This window comes from Mesorhizobium sp. M6A.T.Cr.TU.017.01.1.1 (assembly GCF_004023115.1).
Classification (GTDB): Bacteria; Pseudomonadota; Alphaproteobacteria; order Rhizobiales; family Rhizobiaceae; genus Mesorhizobium; species Mesorhizobium mediterraneum.
Genome location: NZ_RZTA01000006.1, coordinates 34,280 through 51,690, shown reverse-complemented (window position 1 = coordinate 51,690; position 17,411 = coordinate 34,280). Strand labels below are relative to the sequence as shown.

The 17,411-nt window shown below is 64.3% G+C and carries 11 protein-coding genes; 2 read left to right on the top strand and 9 right to left on the bottom strand.

What is annotated here, in order from left to right; all coding sequences use genetic code 11:
* Positions 1-311: 311 nt before the first annotated feature.
* Positions 312-1,181 (top strand): hypothetical protein, encoded by an 870-nt coding sequence (locus tag EOB36_RS03245; protein ID WP_128284270.1) that lies wholly within the window; start codon positions 312-314, stop codon positions 1,179-1,181.
* Between the two features lie 51 nt (positions 1,182-1,232).
* Here EOB36_RS03245 and EOB36_RS03240 read toward each other — a convergent pair whose 3' ends face one another.
* The 8 genes from EOB36_RS03240 to EOB36_RS03205 form a co-directional block, all read right to left on the bottom strand.
* On the bottom strand, positions 1,233-2,744 hold the full coding sequence (locus EOB36_RS03240; protein ID WP_127203812.1) for an aldehyde dehydrogenase family protein: 1,512 nt from the start codon (positions 2,742-2,744) through the stop codon (positions 1,233-1,235).
* 178 nt (positions 2,745-2,922) lie between these two features.
* Positions 2,923-4,197 (bottom strand): RNA polymerase sigma factor, encoded by a 1,275-nt coding sequence (locus EOB36_RS03235; protein WP_095484112.1) that lies wholly within the window; start codon positions 4,195-4,197, stop codon positions 2,923-2,925.
* Entirely contained in the window at positions 4,194-4,568 is a 375-nt protein-coding gene (locus EOB36_RS03230) for a YciI family protein (protein WP_128284269.1), read from the bottom strand. The genes EOB36_RS03235 and EOB36_RS03230 overlap by 4 nt, the downstream gene beginning before the upstream one ends.
* Positions 4,569-4,679: 111 nt before the next feature.
* A complete protein-coding gene (locus tag EOB36_RS03225; protein WP_128284268.1) occupies positions 4,680-5,780 on the bottom strand; it encodes a DNA topoisomerase IB in 1,101 nt (366 codons plus the stop codon).
* Positions 5,781-5,927: 147 nt separating this feature from the next.
* Positions 5,928-6,812: a transglutaminase family protein gene (locus EOB36_RS03220; RefSeq protein WP_128284267.1), complete on the bottom strand. Its 885-nt coding sequence runs from the start codon at positions 6,810-6,812 to the stop codon at positions 5,928-5,930.
* Positions 6,813-6,814: 2 nt separating this feature from the next.
* Positions 6,815-9,217, bottom strand: coding sequence for a circularly permuted type 2 ATP-grasp protein (locus tag EOB36_RS03215; RefSeq protein ID WP_095484109.1), 2,403 nt, complete (start codon positions 9,215-9,217; stop codon positions 6,815-6,817).
* A 6-nt stretch (positions 9,218-9,223) separates the two neighbouring features.
* Positions 9,224-12,601 (bottom strand): transglutaminase family protein, encoded by a 3,378-nt coding sequence (locus tag EOB36_RS03210; protein ID WP_128284266.1) that lies wholly within the window; start codon positions 12,599-12,601, stop codon positions 9,224-9,226.
* A 111-nt stretch (positions 12,602-12,712) separates the two neighbouring features.
* Complete coding sequence (locus EOB36_RS03205; protein WP_095484107.1) at positions 12,713-13,903, bottom strand: acyl-CoA dehydrogenase; 1,191 nt, start codon at positions 13,901-13,903, stop codon at positions 12,713-12,715.
* 108 nt (positions 13,904-14,011) lie between these two features.
* On the opposite strand from EOB36_RS03205, the gene EOB36_RS03200 reads away from it, so the two are divergent.
* Positions 14,012-14,908, top strand: coding sequence for a LysR family transcriptional regulator (locus tag EOB36_RS03200; protein WP_095484106.1), 897 nt, complete (start codon positions 14,012-14,014; stop codon positions 14,906-14,908).
* Here EOB36_RS03200 and EOB36_RS03195 read toward each other — a convergent pair whose 3' ends face one another.
* Positions 14,909-17,221 carry a Tex family protein gene (locus EOB36_RS03195; protein ID WP_095484243.1) on the bottom strand — a complete coding sequence of 771 codons (2,313 nt, stop codon included), beginning with the start codon at positions 17,219-17,221 and terminating at the stop codon, positions 14,909-14,911.
* Between the last annotated feature and the right edge of the window lie 190 nt (positions 17,222-17,411).

Genomic DNA, 17,411 nt, shown 5'->3' with positions numbered 1-17,411 from the left:
ATGAAGGTTTAAAACCTCCAGAGGGGAACGCGCCGGACGCAATGGGAGGAAAACATCCGACGCAATCGGTATATGGGTCGGCACAGGTGACGTTTCAACGACATACTGTGGGCCACGTCAGCCGCTGCATAGAGCCACCAGCGCCGATTAAAAGTGCTCACGGCCCGCGTATCAGTTTTAGCGTGACAGCCATAACGGTTGGCAACTTTTTGCGCTATATGGCAGTTATCCGCCAGCCTCTGGACATAGCCGTGAAGGCTGAAGCCGTGATCGGTGTTCGCCATTGGAAGGCTTGATTGGGCTCGGCGAGGATGGCGCTAAACTTGGAAGATATTGCCTGCCGTCCGGCATTTCGTCGGTCAGTTCGGGCTCAGTCGCAGATGCTGCTCCAGGCCTACGAAGCCAACCCGCGGCTCGCTTCCGTGTTCGCTACGCAGCAGCGCTGGCTGATGGCTCACATCGGTCTTGCCTTGCACTTCAGACGGCAACCACATGACGATCGCACCGGACTGACGACCACACGTTTTATCGACATGATACACCGCTGTTCGGTGGCCAGCCGCAACACCGCCGACGCTTTCATAAAGGAGATGCTGCACTACAATTTCATTCGTGATCTGTCGACGAATAGAGACAGAAGGGTCCGCCCCCTGCAGCCGGCTGCGACCACTCTGGAAACGCTCGCCGGATGGGTCTTTGCCCATCTGAGAACGCTGGATAGTCTCGACGGCGGAAGTCGACTGACCACATTCGCCGCGAGACCGGACGCGCTTGCCAGATTGCAGCCGCTGGTGGCGGATGGCCTGCTTTCGTCCCACGCCGTGCGCGAGCCGAAACAGACCTTTTCCCTGTTCACCTGGCTTAACAATGGCGGCGTCGTCATGGATTGGCTGATGTCCGGCGTCGATCCCGACCATGCCGACCTCGACCGAATTCCGACCGGCATTGTCTCGATCGGAGACTTCGCAAACTGGCTCAAGCTTTCCCGCACCCATCTTTCACGCAAATTGCGCGACGCCGAAAACCTCGGCAGCATCGGCTGGCTGGGTCAGCGGGGCCATTCGGTCATGTGGGTGTCGAACCATTTCTATCAGGAATACATGACCGCCCAGGCCGTGAAGCTCGCGATCATCGATGCGGCCTTCCAGAATTGCTTTCACAATCCAGGAACCCCGGAATAGAGAGCAACATGGCGATCGTGGCGGCCATTGCGACCGCCACGATCGGAGTTCTCAGTCGATGTCGAAGGATACGCCTTGGGCCAGCGGCAGCGCCTTGGAATAGTTCACCGTGTTGGTGGCGCGCCGCATATAGGCCTTCCAGGCATCGGAGCCGGATTCACGGCCGCCGCCGGTCTCCTTCTCGCCACCGAAGGCACCACCGATCTCGGCCCCCGATGTGCCAATGTTGACGTTGGCGATACCGCAGTCGGACCCGTCGACGCCGAGGAAGCGCTCGGATTCCTGCAAGTCGCGGGTGAAGATCGACGACGACAGCCCCGCGCCGACTGCATTGTGCTCGTCGAGCACGGCGTCGAAGTCCGAATATTTCATCACATAGAGGATTGGCGCGAAGGTTTCTTCGGTAACCGGTGAGACCTGCTTGGGCATCTCGACCAGCGCCGGATGCACGTAATAGGCGTCGGGATGGCCGTTCTCCACCCGCGTGCCGCCGGTCACCTTGCCGCCGTGCGAAGCCGCCTCCTGCAATGCCTTCTGCATGGCATCATATGCTGCCTTGTCGATCAACGGTCCGACCAGCGCTGATGTCTCCAGCGGATTGCCGACCGAGACGCTTTCATAGGCCTTCTTCAGGCGCGGAACCAAGGCATCATAGACGCTGTCATGCACGAACAGGCGCCGCAGCGTCGTGCAGCGCTGGCCGGCCGTGCCCATGGCGCCGAAGGCGATGGCGCGCAAGGCCATGTCGAGATCGGCCGTCGGGCAGACGATGCCGGCATTGTTGCCGCCGAGCTCCAGCACGGCGCGGGCAAAGCGCTTCGCCAGCCGCGGACCGACATCCCTGCCCATGCGGGTCGAGCCGGTGGCCGAAACCAGCGGCACCTTGGGATGATCGACCAGGATTTCGCCGACGGCGCGGTCGCCGATCAGCACCGACGTCAGGCCTTCCGGAGCATCGCCGAAACGTTCTGCCGCACGCTTGAAGATCGCCTCGCAGGCGAGCGCCGTCAGCGGCGTCTTTTCCGACGGCTTCCACACCACCGCGTCGCCGCAGACCAGCGCCAGTGCCGCGTTCCACGACCACACCGCGACCGGGAAATTGAAAGCGGAGATGACGCCGACGACACCCAGCGGATGCCAGGTTTCCATCATGCGATGGCCGGGCCGCTCGGTGGCGATGGTCAGGCCGTACAATTGCCGGGAGAGGCCGACGGCGAAATCGCAGATGTCGATCATCTCCTGCACTTCGCCGAGCCCTTCGGACGGGATCTTGCCGACCTCGATCGACACCAGCCGGCCAAGCTCGGCCTTATGTGCGCGCAGTTCCTCGCCGAGCAGCCGCACCAGTTCGCCGCGCTTCGGCCCCGGCACCAGGCGCCACGCCTGGAAGGCCATATGGGCCTTGTCGATGGTCTTTGCCGCATCGGCCGGCGAGATCGTCTTCAGCGCGGCAATCTGCTCGCCCGTGACCGGGCTGCGCACGATTAGATCACCGCCCGAAAGCGCGGCCTCGGCAACACCCAGTTTCGCCAGTAGCCCGGCTGTTTCCTTCGCAATCGTCATTCTCTGTCCCTTTCAGATGCCGTCGCTCATGTGGCGTCGGTTAAAGCCTTGTGCCATGCCGTCCCTGTGCCGATCGGCACATCAGGCGCTGTCAAGGCGTGGCATTACTCGTTTCAGGGAAAAATCTCCACCCCGGCATGGTCTAAGCCAAGGTCGGACCGTTGAACCAGCGAGTCGTTCAGCGCGCTGTCTGCGCGGTTCCCCGCGCGGCGCCTTCCTTCATCAACCGGTCGATATGCATGCGGATATGCGCGGCCTCGGCTGCCGTGTTGGCAAGCGCGATGGCACGGTCGAAGGCGATGCGCGCCTCCTCGCCACGACCAAGCTGCATCAGCAGGCCGCCCTTGAGGCCGAAGAAATGGAAATAGCCGGAAAGCCTCTGTTCCAGCGGCTCGATCATGGCAAGTGCCGCTTCCGGCCCGCGCACCTTGGCGACCGCGACGGCGCGATTGAGCGTCACCACCGGCGACGGCTGCATCTGTTCAAGCAGGCTATAGAGCAGGTCGATCTCGTTCCAGTCCGTATCCTCTGGCCTTGCCGCCCGCGCATGCAGGGCAGCGATCGCCGCCTGCACCTGGTAGGGACCGGGCTTCTGGTGGCGCAATGCCTTGTCGACCAGCGCTAGCCCCTCGTCGATCATCTTGCGGCTCCACAGGCTGCGGTCCTGGTCCTCGAGCAGCACGATCTCGCCGCTCTCGTCGAAGCGCGCCGGCGCACGCGCATGCTGGAGCAGCAGCAGCGCCGTCAGGCCCATGATCTCCGGCTCGGTCTGGAACAGCCGCAGCAGCAGCCTGGCCAGCCGGATCGCCTCTTCGCAAAGCGGGGCGCGGGCGGGAGCCTCACCGCTGTTGGTCGAATAGCCTTCGTTGAAGATCAGATAGACCATGGCGGCGACGGCGGCGAGCCGTTCCGAGCGCTCGACCGCACCGGGCGTCTCGAATGGCACGCCGGCATCCGCAATGCGCGCCTTGGCGCGGGTGATGCGCTGCTCCATGGCGCTTTCGCCGACGAGGAAGGCGCGGGCGATCTGCTTGACGCTCAGGCCGGAGACGATGCGCAATGCCACAGCGATCTGCTGCGTCGCCGGCAGGTCGGGATGACAGCAGATGAACAGCAACCGCAAGATGTCGTCGCGGTAGTGCGCGCCGTCCAGCCGTTCGGCGATGTCGGTCTCGGCATCCTCCAGATCGGAGATCTGGTCTTCCTCCGGCAGCGGCGCCTGCTTGGCGCGCTTGCGCACCGCGTCGATGCCGCTGTTGCGCCCGACAAAGATCAGCCAGGCTGCCGGATCGCGCGGCGGGCCGTTTGTCGGCCAGTTCTTCAGAGCTCGCAGGCAAGCGTCCTGGAAAGCTTCCTCCGCCGCATCGAGATCGCGGAAGTAGCGCAGCAGCGCGCCCATCGCCTGTGGGCGGGCGGTGCTAATCGCCGTGCTGATCCAGGTAAGGTCGGTCATGCGGAAACCTTGGCGGGATTGAAGAGCGAAACCGGCCGTATCTCGTAAGAGCCGCCGCTCGGGTTGACCTCGGAAAGCTCGCGCGCAAAGTCGACGGCCTCGTCGAGATCGGCGCATTCGAGCGTGTAGAAGCCGAGGAATTGTTCCTTGGTTTCGGCAAACGGGCCGTCGATGACGACCGCTTCGCCCTTGACCTTCCTCAGCGTTGTCGCAGCGGTCGTCGGCAGCAGCCGCGCCACCGGGCCAAGCCGGCCCGCCTGAGCGTATTTTTCCTGCACGCCCAGGAGTTTATCCATGACAGCGTCATCTTGTTCCTTGCTCCAGGAGCAGACGACGTCTTCGGAGGCATAGCAGAGGATCGCGTAGAGCATGGGTGGTCCTTTTCTCTGTCAAAGGACGAAACACTAGGACCTATCCCGACATGACGTCGACAAAAAATTACGTCCTGCACGGATCACGAAACTGCGGCAGCTCTGTCCGGTTCAGCTTTCCTGCGCCTTCAGCCATCTCAGTACGAGAGCCTCTTCGTCATCGAGACCGGGTATCGATCGTTTCCGCTTGTTCGCATCCGCTATTTCGCTGAGCAGCCGTCCTTCGGACCAGGCATCGAAAACTTGCGGGTGGATATAGCATCTGCGGCAGATGGCGCGCGTGTTGCCCAGCCGCTCGGCGACCTTGTCGATGAGGCCGTTCATCACCCGCTTCTGTTGTGCCTGGCTTTCGGGTCGTTCGGTTTGCGCAAACAGCGACGCAGCATGGATGGTGCCGCCCCAGGTTCGGAAATGCTTGGAGCTGAAATCGGCCCCTGCCATCTCCCTGATGTAGCGGTTGACGTCGTCGGAGCGGATCGGTCGCCTGCTTCCGTCCTCGTCGAGATACTGGAACAGCTTCTGGCCCGGCAGATCCTGCGCCCCGCGCACGATCCTGGCGATCCGGCGATCGGCGAGCTTTAGCCTCCATTCCTTGCCGGACTTGCCTTTGAAAGCGAAACGCAGGCTCGAGCCATTGATGTCGACATGGCGGTCGCGCAGCGTGGTCAGCCCAAAGCTGTTGTTATCGCGAGCATAGGCGGCATTGCCGACGCGGATCATCGTGTTGTCGAGCAGCCAGACCACAGCAGCGACAACCCGCTCCAGCGGCAGGCCGTGACGGCGCAGATCGGCATCGATCTGGCGTCGCAGCTCAGGCAGGCTTTCTGCAAAGGCAACCAGGCTCGAATATTTTACGCCGTCACGCTCCTCCGCCCACAGCGCATGGTAGCGATATTGCTTGCGTCCGCGCTGGTCCCGGCCGGTCGCCTGGATGTGACCGTCAGCAACGGGCGAAATCCACACATCTGTCCACGCCGGTGGAATGGCGAGCGCCTTGATGCGGGCCAAAGTGTCCTCGTCGACGCCCTGCCCGTCAGGCCCTTTGTATGAAAATCCCTTGCCAACCCTCAGACGGCGGATACCGGGCTCGGCGTCAGTGATGTAGGTGAGTGAGGCTCGATCGGCAGAGGCTTGCGACCCATTTGTCGGCGCCCCTGGAGCAACCTTCCTGCTAGCCGACCGGCCAGGCGACGACCCGGATTTGTCCAGCATGTCCTCTCCACGGAATTTCCCGTAGATAAGCGACGGATCGGCCGCTGGTTCCGCCATGGCTTCCACAAAGATACCAGGCTCACCACATCCGCGTTCGAGAAGCAGCCTTCTGCCGATGTTCAAGATCGAGTGTGGCCTCGCTTGCCGTCATGCCTTTTCAAGCACGACCGGAACGACGTCGACTGCTTGCTCGCCGACCTGCCCTCCCGTCGTCTTCAGGACGCCGACGATCGGCGCTACATCCGAATAGTCGCGGCCATGGCCGACGGTGATATGGTCGTTGCTTGCCCGCATGCCGTTGGTCGGATCGAATTCCTGCCATCCGGTGTCGCGCCCACACCACACCTTGACCCAGGCATGCATGGCGTCGGCCCCTTCGAGCCGCGGTTTGCCACGCGGCGGAATGGTGCGCAGGAACCCGCTGACATAACCGGCGGGAATACCGAGGCCGCGTAGGCCGGCGATCATGATGTGCGAAAAATCCTGGCAGACGCCCCGCCTCAGGTCGAAGGCATCGCTCGCCCGGGTCTGCACCGTGGTCGCCTCGCCATCATAGGTGAAATCGCGATGAATGCGGTTGCACAGGTCCACCGCAGTGCTGACAGCCGAGCTGCCGGCACTGCCGCGCGCGTAGGCCGTGATCGCAGCGTCGATGCCCGCGTGATCGCTGGCGGCCAGGAAATGATGCGGCGATCCGGGCGACAGCGACCGCACCGCGTCGAGTTCCTCGCGCAGCCGGCGAATGTCGGGCGACACATCAAGCCCAGGCTCCGGCCGCGAGACGGCGACGCGCGCGCTCATCCTGATGTCGAGCGCATCATGGGCATCGCGAAAGGCGATCGACGTGACATTGTTGCCAAAGAAATCGGAAAAGTCGGAGCGTTCGCTCGGCGCCGGCGCGAAGGACAGCGAAGCGGCGATCACGCGCTGCACGCCCGAAATCGTCGGCGGCAGCACGCGCACCTGATGGCGGCCGCCGCCAGCCGCCGCATCATAGTCGTAACGCAGATTGAGCCTGATGTCGTAGAGCATGCTCACCCGAAATAGGCTTTGGCGAGGCTGTTGTAGAGGCCGCCGATCTCGGTGGCGAGATCGTCCAGGGCCTTGGCCGTCATGTCCGAGGGCTCCTTGATGGCGATTGCCGTGTTGAGTTGCAGGATCTCCTTCGCCGCTGGCGACATATGCCCCTCACCGACAGCAGGCAACAGCGCGATTTCGGCCTTCAGCCGCTCGAGCTGGAACAGGATGGAGCGCGGGTTGAGCGGATCGAGCACCAGGAGATCGATCACCGTGCGCCGGCCGGCCTGCACCGGATACTGCCGCCGGTGGGTCATGACGCTGTCGCCGATCTCCAGCATCATGTCGAGCGCGCCATCCGGCGCCGCAGCCCTGGTCAATCGGGCGAGCGTGCGGGCGATCTGGATGCCGCGTTCCAACCGCCGGCCGATCTCCAGGAAGCGCCAGCCGGTGAAGCGGTACATATTCTCATGCAGCAGGCCCGAAAACCCGGCGAGCTTGCGCAGGATGACCGTCATCGCCCGCGTCGCGTCATCGCCCGGCGCCACCGTTGTCGCGAATTGATGAATGGTCTTCGACAGATCCTTCAGCGCCAGCCAGCCATCGGGCGAGAAGCGGTCGCGGATCTGTCCGGCGCTGTAGACGGCGCTGTCCAGCGTGCCGATCAGCCCCGGCGGGATCGCCGTCGCGACGTCGATGCCGAACGGTTCGAGATAGTCTCTGATATCGGCAAGCAGCGGCATGTCCGGGTCGGAGGCCTCGGCCAGCCGCACGTGATAGGCGCGCAGGATGCGCACCGTGTCTTCCGATCGCTCGATGTAGCGGCCGAGCCATGTCAGGTTTTCCGCCGCGCGGCTGGGCAGGCTCCCCGGCAAGGTGCGGGTGAAGCTGTCGTGCTCCTGCGGCAGCAGCGTCTCGCGCTCCACCGGTCTGTCGCTGACCACCCACACATCCGCCGCCTGGCCGCCGCGCTGCATGGCGATTGCCGTCGGGTCGAGCGAAAAGCCGACACGGGCAAAACCGCCGGGCATCACCGTCCAGCCTTCGGGCGTTCGCGCCAGATAGACGCGCAGGCTTGCTGGCCGCGGCTCCAGCCAGCCGCCGACATAGACCGGCGTGGTCGAAAGCGTTACCGCTTCCTGTCCGACGAAGTCGCCACCGCCGCGTTCGATCTGGGCTATCAGCTCGGCCCGCTCCCCGGCAACCAGCGCCGAGCCCAGCCTGGTGCAATCGTCATCCTCGAAGGCAAGCCGCGTCGACAGCGCCGGACCGATCACCATGTGGTCGAGGTTAGCCAGCACATGGTCACGGTCCGTGTCCCGGCCGCACCACCATGTCGCGACGCTCGGCAGCAGAAGCTCCTCGTTGCGCAATTCGCGCGAAATCTTCGGCAGGAAGGCGGACATCGCCCGCGTTTCCATCAGCCCGGAGCCGAGCGCGTTGACGGCCGAAACGGCTCCCCGGCGGATCGCCTCGACCAGCCCTGGCGTGCCGATCTGCGACTCCGGCCGCAACTCCAGCGGATCGGCGAAGGCGGCGTCGAGCCGTCGCCAGAGCACGCTGACCGGCATCAGTCCCGAAACGGTGCGTACCATGAGCCGGCCGCCGGAGACGGTCAGATCCTCGCCTTCGAGCAGCATGATGCCGAGATAGCGGGCGATATAGGCATGTTCGTAATAGGTTTCGTTGAGCGGCCCCGGCGTCAGGATGGCGACACGGCCGCCTGATACCTTGGCCATGCCGTTCAGCGCGTCGCGAAAGCGGCGGAAGAAGCCGGCAAGACGGTGCACATGCATCTCGCCATAGATGTCGGACAGCGCGCGCGTGGTGGCGACGCGGTTTTCCAGCGCAAAGCCGGCGCCTGACGGCGCCTGCGTGCGGTCGCCGAGCACCCACCAGCGGCCGTCCGGTCCACGGCCGAGCTCGAAGGCGCAGAAGTGCAGGAAATGGCCGCTGGCCGGCCTGGTGCCGACGACCGGCCGCAAATATTCCGGGCTGGCGGCGATCAGCCCCGCCGGCAAAATGCCTTTCTCGACCAGCCGGTTCGGCCCATAGATGTCGGCGATCGTTTCCTCGAACAGCTCCGCCCGCTGAACCAGGCCGGCACTGATCGCAGCCCATTCCTGCTCCTCGATCAGCAGGGGCACATGCGCCAACGGCCATTCGCGCTCATTGGCGCCGGCCTTGTCGTAGACGCGGTAATAGACACCGGCGTCGCGCAGATACTGGTCGGCGCGAGCGAAGCGCTGGGCGAGCTTTTCAGGCCCCAGCTCTTCCAGTGCCTCGATGAAGTCCTTCCAGACCGGACGAGGATTGCCTGATGCGTCGACCATCTCGTCGACGACACCGTCGATCGGCTGGTAGTGCTCCAGCAGGTTATGCGGTCTGCCGCGTATTTTCCTGTGATTCCCCTTTGCCATGGCTGATCAGAGTCTTGCAGGCCGCCGCAGGTCAAGGGTCATCGGGAAATCCTCAGAGGCTTGTTCGTCGCGCAGCACGTAGCCGGACGGCGTATGGCCGCGCGGCTCGAAGCGGGCGAGCCGCCGCGCCTCCGCTTCGTTGCCGTTGACCGGGAAGGTGTCGTAGCTGCGCCCGCCGGGATGCGCGACATGGTAGACGCAGCCGCCGACCGCCCGGCCCGACCACCGATCGTAGATGTCGAAGACCAGCGGCGTGTTGACTGGCAGCGCTGGATGCAGGCCCGATGCCGGCTGCCATGCCTTGAAGCGGACGCCCGCCACCGCGATCTCTCTGGTGTCGGTCACCTTCATTGGCACGATACGGCCGTTGCAGACGACGGCATGACGCTCCGGGTTGAGCCCTTCCGTCTTCACCTGCAGCCGCTCGACCGAAGAATCGACAAAGCGCACGGTCCCGCCGATGGCGCCCTGCTCGCCCATGACATGCCACGGCTCCAGCGCTTGCCGCAGCTCCAGCTTGACACCGGCATACTGGACCTCGCCGCAGAACGGAAAGCGGAATTCGAGCTGCGCGTCAAACCATTCGGGGCGGAATTCAAAGCCGTTCAGCTTGAGGTCGTCCAGCACGTCTAGAAAGTCAGCCCAGACATAGTGCGGCAGCATGAAACGGTCATGCAGCGACGTGCCCCAGCGCACGAAGCGGCCGTCGAGCGGGTTTTTCCAGGCGCGGGCGATGATGGCGCGCACCAGCAATTGCTGCGCGAGGCTCATGCGCGCATTGGGCGGCATCTCGAAGCCGCGGAATTCGACCAGCCCCAGCCGGCCGGTCGGGCCGTCGGGCGAAAACAGCTTGTCGATGCAAATTTCCGAACGGTGGGTGTTCCCCGTCACATCGGTCAGAAGATTTCGGAACAGCCGGTCGACCAACCACGGCAATGGCGCATTGCCCTTGTCTGGATGCGGCACCTGCGCCATCGCGATCTCGAGCTCGTAGAGCGAATCGTGGCGCGCCTCGTCGAAGCGCGGCGCCTGGCTGGTCGGGCCGATGAACAGGCCCGAAAACAGATAGGACAGCGACGGGCGGCGCTGCCATTGCAGGACAAGGCTTTTCAGCAGATCCGGACGGCGCAGGAACGGGCTGTCGTTGGGCGTCGCGCCGCCGACGACGACATGGTTGCCGCCGCCTGTGCCGGTGTGGCGCCCGTCGATCATGAACTTGTCGGCGCCAAGCCGTGTCTGCCGCGCCTCCTCGTAGATCGCTGTGGTCGTCGCCACGCAGTCCTGCCAGTTCGCAGCCGGATGGATATTCACCTCGATGACACCGGGATCCGGAGCCACCCGGATGACGTTGAGGCGCGGATCGTGCGGCGGGCCGTAGCCCTCGATATGCACCGGCAGGCCGATAGCCTTTGCCGCGTTCTCGGCCGCCGCGACCAGTTCGAGATAATCTTCCAGCGCCTCGACCGGCGGCATGAACACACAAAGCCGTCCGTCGCGCGGCTCGACCGACAGCGCGGTGCGCACCGCGCCGCCGATCTCGGTGATCTCCTGTTCGACACGGTCCTGCTGGCCGGTCGCGGCGGTGAAGGACGCCGCATGCTGGCGGCGCGCCATTTCGTCGGCGCCTTCCAATTCGGCCGGGGCAGCGTCCGGCAACGGAGCGGCCTCAGGCAAAATAGCCTGGCGCGCCGGCAGTGGTCCACGCGGCAGCGAAGGATCGACCGGCACGATGTAGGGGAACTGCGCCGGCGGTACATGGGGCAGCGTGCCGAGCGGCAGGCGGTAGCCGACCGGCGAATCGCCCGGCACCAGGAACAGCTTGCCGCGCCGTGTCTTCCATTTCTCCGAACGCCAACGCGGCCCCGACGCCTGGCTGTTCCAGCGCTGGACCGGCAGCACGTAGCCCGACGGCTTGGTCAGGCCGCGTTCGAACACTTTTGCCATGCGGCTGCGCTCTTCCGGGTCTTCCAGCTTCGAATTGGACGGGTCGACATTGTCGGGCAGCTTGCCTTCCTTGAGCAGCCACTCGGCCGGGTCCTCATAGGCTTCGCTGACCATGGCTTTGTCGATGCCGAGTTCATCGGCAATCGTCGTCAGCAGGCTTTCAGCCTGCTTCGGTCCGACATCTGCTTCGCTGTTTTCCCGTGCGATCAGCGACGGATCACTCCACACCGGCTCGCCGTCGGCGCGCCAGTAGAGCGAGAACGTCCAGCGCGGCAGACTTTCGCCCGGATACCACTTGCCCTGACCGTAATGCAGGAAGCCGCCGGGCGCGAAACGCTCACGCAGCCGGCGGATCAGCGCATCGGCCTTCTCACGTTTTGTCGGGCCGACGGCGGCGGTGTTCCACTCCTCCGCCTCGAAATCGTCGATCGACACGAAGGTCGGCTCGCCGCCCATGGTCAGCCGCACGTCCCCGGCCTCGAGCGCGGCGTCGACCTGGACGCCCAGGGCATCAAGCGCCTGCCAGCTTTCGTCGGAGAATGGCTTGGTGATGCGCGGGTGCTCGGCGATGCGATCGACCCGCATGTCGAAGCCGAATTCGACATTGGCGAAGCTCGCCATGCCGGAAATGGGCGCGGCGTTACGGAAATGCGGGGTTGCGGCCAGCGGCACATGGCTTTCGCCGGTGAGCAGGCCGGAAGTCGGGTCGAAGCCGATCCAGCCGGCGCCCGGAAGATAGACTTCGCACCAGGCATGGAGATCGGTGAAGTCGACGGCGGTGCCGGGCGGTCCGTCAAGCGCGACGAGGTCGGGCTTCAGCTGGATCAGGTAGCCGGAAACGAAGCGCGCGGCGAGGCCGAGGTTCCTCAGGATCTGCACCAGCAGCCAGCTCGTATCGCGGCAGGATCCCTTGGCGGCGGCCAGCGTTTCCTCGGGTGAGAAGACACCGGTTTCCATGCGAACGATATAGGCGATCTCGCGCTGCAGGCGCGCATTGAGGTCGACGACGAAATTGACGGTGTTGGTTGGCTGGCGCACGATGGTTTGCAGGAACGCCGCCAGCAGCGGTCCAGCCGGCTCCGGCGTCCGGTAGATGGCGAGATCGTCGCTGATCTCTTCCGGATATTCGAACGGAAAGGTCTCTGCCGACGGCTCGACGAAGAAATCGAACGGATTATAGACCGTCATGTCGGCGACGAGGTCGACCTCGATCTTCAGTTCCGTCACCGGCTCCGGAAACACGAAGCGGGCGAGGAAGTTGCCGTAGGGATCCTGCTGCAGATTGACGAAGTGGTTCGCCGGCTCGACCTTCAGCGAATGGCTCAAAACTTTGGTGCGGGAATGCGGCGCCGGCTGCAGCCTGATGACCTGAGGGCCAAGGACGACCGGCCGGTCATATTTGTAATGGGTCAGGTGGTAGACGGCTGCCAGAATTGCCATGGTGCCCCGGAAGTCGGCGTTTCAAACGAAATTCGCCGAACCCTGACACATCTGGCGGGCATTCTCCAAGCAGATGTTGCGGTGCACCTAATTTAAGCGACAGTTGCCGGCTCAGAAAAACGCCTGCAACCCGGTCTGCGCCCGCCCGAGGATCAGCGCATGCACGTCATGCGTGCCCTCATAGGTGTTGACCGTTTCAAGGTTCTGCGCGTGGCGCATGACGTGGTAACCGATCTGGATGCCGTTGCCGCCATGCATGTCGCGGGCCTGGCGGGCAATGTCGAGCGCCTTGCCGCAATTGTTGCGCTTGACGATCGAGATCATCTCCGGCGCCATCTTGCCTTCGTCCATCAACCGCCCGACCCGCAAGCTGCCCTGCAGCCCCAGAGCGATCTCGGTCTGCATGTCGGCGAGTTTTTTCTGGAAAAGCTGCGTCCCGGCCAGCGGCTTGCCGAACTGCTTGCGGTCGAGGCCGTATTGGCGGGCCCGGTGCCAGCAATCTTCCGCTGCACCCATCGCGCCCCAGGAGATGCCGTAGCGCGCCCGGTTGAGACAGCCGAATGGCCCCTTCAGGCCCGACACATTGGGCAGCAGCGCGTCTTCGCCGACCTCGACGCCTTCCATCACCACTTCGCCGGTGATCGAGGCTCGCAGCGACAGCTTGCCGCCGATCTTCGGCGCCGACAGCCCCTTCATGCCCTTCTCCAGCACGAAGCCGCGAATCTCGTTGTCATGCGCAGCCGATTTCGCCCAAACGACAAAGACGTCGGCGATCGGCGCGTTGGAAATCCACATTTTCGAGCCGGAGATCTTGTAGCCGTTCGCGGTCTTTTCGGCGCGCGTCTTCATGCCGCCCGGGTCGGAACCGGCATCCGGCTCGGTCAGGCCGAAGCAGCCGATCCATTCGCCGCTGGCGAGCTTCGGCAGGTATTTCTTGCGTTGGGCCTCCGAGCCATAGGCATGGATCGGATACATCACCAGCGACGACTGCACGCTCATCATCGAGCGATAGCCCGAGTCGATGCGCTCGACTTCCCGCGCCACCAGCCCATAGGTGACATAGTTGGCGCCGAGCCCGCCATATTCCTCGGGGATGGTGATGCCGAGCAGACCCGCCTCGCCCATCTCGCGAAAGATGCCGGCGTCGGTCTTTTCCTCGAGATAGGCTTCCTCGATCCTGGGAGCGAGCTTGTCGGCAGCGAATGCCGCCGCGCCATCGCGCACCATCCGCTCGTCTTCCGAAAGCTGGTCCTCGATCAGGAAAGGATCGTCCCAGACGAATGCGTTCTTATCGGCGGCCATGGCTCTCGGTTCCCAGAACAAAATCTTGAAGTGCCCGGCTTATCGACCCCCGCTTAAAAAAAATCAAACGAAATTGCATCACCAATCAATGAGCGTTAGTAATGGATCATGAACGTCCAGCGCCGCCTTTTGCCTAACATCGGCGCCCTTACCGCCTTCGAGGCTGTGGCGCGCCTCGGCTCTTTCACCGCCGCCGCCCGCGAGCTCGATCTGACTCAGGGTGCTGTAAGCCGGCAGATCGCGTTGTTGGAGGACCAGTTCGGCCGTCGGCTGTTCGAACGCGACAGCCGCAATGTCCGGCTGTCGACGGCAGGCGAGATTTATGCCGAAGCGGTGCGCGCCGCCCTAGGTCAATTGCGCGACGCGGCCCTTGGATTGATGAGCAATCGGCATAGTGGCATCTTGAACCTCGCCATCCTGCCGACCTTCGGCACACGCTGGCTGATGCCGCTCATCCCGGATTTCGTCGAAAACAATCCCGACATCACCATCAATTTCGTCACTCGTATCGGCCGCTTCGACTTCGCCCGCGAGAGGCTCGACGCCGCCATCCATTTCGGCCTGCCCGACTGGCCGGATGCCGACTCGACGCTGCTGGTGCGCGAGACGGTGATGCCCGTGGTTTCGCCTGACTTTCTCACCGGCCGCGCTATTGCCACGCCTGCCGATATCGGCCGCCTGCCGCTGCTGCATATGGCGACGCGGCCCGGCGCATGGACCGAGTGGTTCGAGCATCAGGGTTTGAGCGCACCGACTGGACCGGGCATGCAGTTCGAGCAGTTCGGCACCGCCGCCCAGGCCTGCATGGCCGGGCTTGGCGTCGCGCTGCTGCCGCAGGTCCTCATCTCAGGCGAGTTGCAGCGCGGCCAGTTGGTGCCGGCGCCGGGCCGGCCGATGCAAAGCCGCAGCGCCTATTACCTCGTCGTGCCGCACGACAAACGCGGCCATCCGCCGGTCGCCAGTTTTCGCGACTGGCTGCTGGGCCATGTACCGCCGGAGAAGTAGCTACTTCCGCTTCAGCGCATCGGCCAATGCGGCACCGAATGCGCCCTGTTGCGCCGGCCGCTCTGGCTGACGCTGCGGCGTCGGCGCTCGCGGCACCGGTCTGTTGCCGTTGTCGCGCGGCTTCGGTGGACCGCCCTCGCCATCCCTACGCATCGACAGGCCGATGCGCTTACGCTTGATGTCGATGTCGACAACACGCACCTTGACCACGTCGCCGGCTTTTACCACCTCATGCGCGTCCTTGACGAAACGGTCGGCCAGTTGCGAGACGTGCACCAACCCGTCCTGGTGCACACCGATATCGATGAAAGCGCCGAACGCCGCGACATTGGTGACGGTTCCTTCCAGCAGCATTCCAGGCTTCAAATCCTTGATGTCGTCGACGCCGTCGGCGAAGGTCGCGGTCTTGAAACCTGGTCGCGGATCGCGGCCGGGTTTTTCCAGTTCTGCCAGTATATCGCGGACCGTCGGCAGGCCGAAGCGTTCATCGACGAAAACCCGCGGATCAAGCGCCTTGAGGGCGGCACTGTCGCCCATCAGCGAGCGGAGGTCGCGCCCACAGGCGGCGACGATCTTTTTCGCCACGCCATAGGCTTCCGGATGCACGGCCGAGGCATCGAGCGGTTCGGTGCCGTTGGAAATTCGCAGGAAGCCGGCGCATTGCTCGAACGCGCGGGGTCCAAGGCGAGAGACCTTCAGCAGGTCACGACGGCTGGCGAAAGGGCCGGTCGCATCGCGATGCGCGATGATGGCTTCGGCCAGCGATGTGCCAAGACCCGAAACCCGCGCCAGAAGCGGCGCCGAGGCGGTGTTGAGATCGACGCCGACGGCATTGACCGCGTCCTCGACCACCGCTTCCAGCGAGCGGCCGAGCCGGTACTGGTCGACATCGTGCTGATACTGGCCGACGCCGATCGACTTTGGCTCGATCTTGACCAGTTCGGCGAGCGGATCCTGCAGTCGCCGCGCGATCGACACCGCGCCGCGCAGCGACACGTCGAGGCCGGGAAATTCCGCCGCCGCCGTCGCCGAGGCGGAATAGACCGAAGCACCCGCCTCGCTGACGATCACCTTCAGCGGCTTCGGCCCGGAATCAGCAGGCATGTCGGCCAGCATGTCGGCGACCAGCCTTTCGGTCTCACGGCTGCCGGTGCCGTTGCCGATGGAAATCAACTCGAGCTTGTGCAAGCGGATGAGCTTCGCCAGTTCGGCCTGCGTGCCTCGCACGTCGTTCTTCGGCGGGAACGGATAGACCGTCGTCGTCGCCAGCAGCTTGCCGGTGCCGTCCACCACCGCCACCTTGACCCCGGTGCGGATGCCGGGATCGAGCCCCATCGTGGCGCGCGAGCCGGCGGGTGCCGCGAGCAGCAAGTCCTTCAGGTTGCGGGCGAAGACATGGATCGCCTCTTCCTCGGCCCGCTCGCGCAGATCGCGCATCAAATCGAGCGTCAGATGCAGCGACAGCTTTATGCGCCAGGTCCAGCCGGCAACCTCCATCAACCAGCGGTCGCCCGGCAACTGGCGGCCGATGGCATAGGCATCGGCAATCATCCGTTCGACCGGCTTCACCGGCGACGCGTCGTCGGCATCGACTTCGATGTCGAGCGACAGCACCTCTTCATTGCGGCCGCGCAGCATCGCCAGCGCGCGATGGCTCGGCACGTTGGCCCAGCGCTCGACATGGTCGAAATAGTCGGAGAATTTCGCGCCGGCCTCCTGCTTGCCGTCGAGGACGCGTGACCGCATGAAGGCCCGTTCCTTCATGTAGGTCCGCAGTCTGCCGACCAGGTCGGCATTTTCGGCGAACTGTTCGGACAGGATGTCGCGCGCGCCGTCGAGTGCCGCCTTGGTATCGGCCACCTCTTCGCCGACATAAGCCAGCGCCAGTTCGCCGGGCACCGCCGCGCGGTCGGCAAGGATGGCCTCGGCCAGAGGTCCCAAGCCACGCTCTCGCGCGATCTCCGCCTTGGTCCGGCGCTTCGGCTTGTAGGGCAAATAGATGTCTTCGAGTTCCGCCTTGGTGGCAGCCGCAGCGATCTTGGTTTCGAGTTCCTCGGTCAGCTTGCCTTGCTCGCGGATCGAACCGAGGATGGTGTCGCGGCGCGCATTGAGCTCGCGCAGATAGGCGAGCCGCTCGGCAAGCAGGCGCAACTGAGTGTCGTCCAGGCCGCCGGTGACCTCCTTGCGGTAGCGCGCGACGAACGGCACTGTCGCGCCTTCGTCCAGCAGCCCGATCGCCGCCGCAGCCTGTTCGGGCCGGGCAGTGATCTCGGCCGCGATGATTGCTGCGATGCGCTTGATGTCGGATGCCATGTCGTTCCTGCTGTCCTTATCGAAAAGAGCGGCGACCATAGGCGCAGAGCGTCGCTCCGCCAACCGCGGCGTTTTCGATCACCCTGACAGGTCCACAGGAAAGCTGTGATGCCGCGGTTGCCTGGACCGTGTCAGACCGTTCGGGCAAACCCGTATCTGGTCTCGGACGCGGTCTTGCCGGTCATGGCGT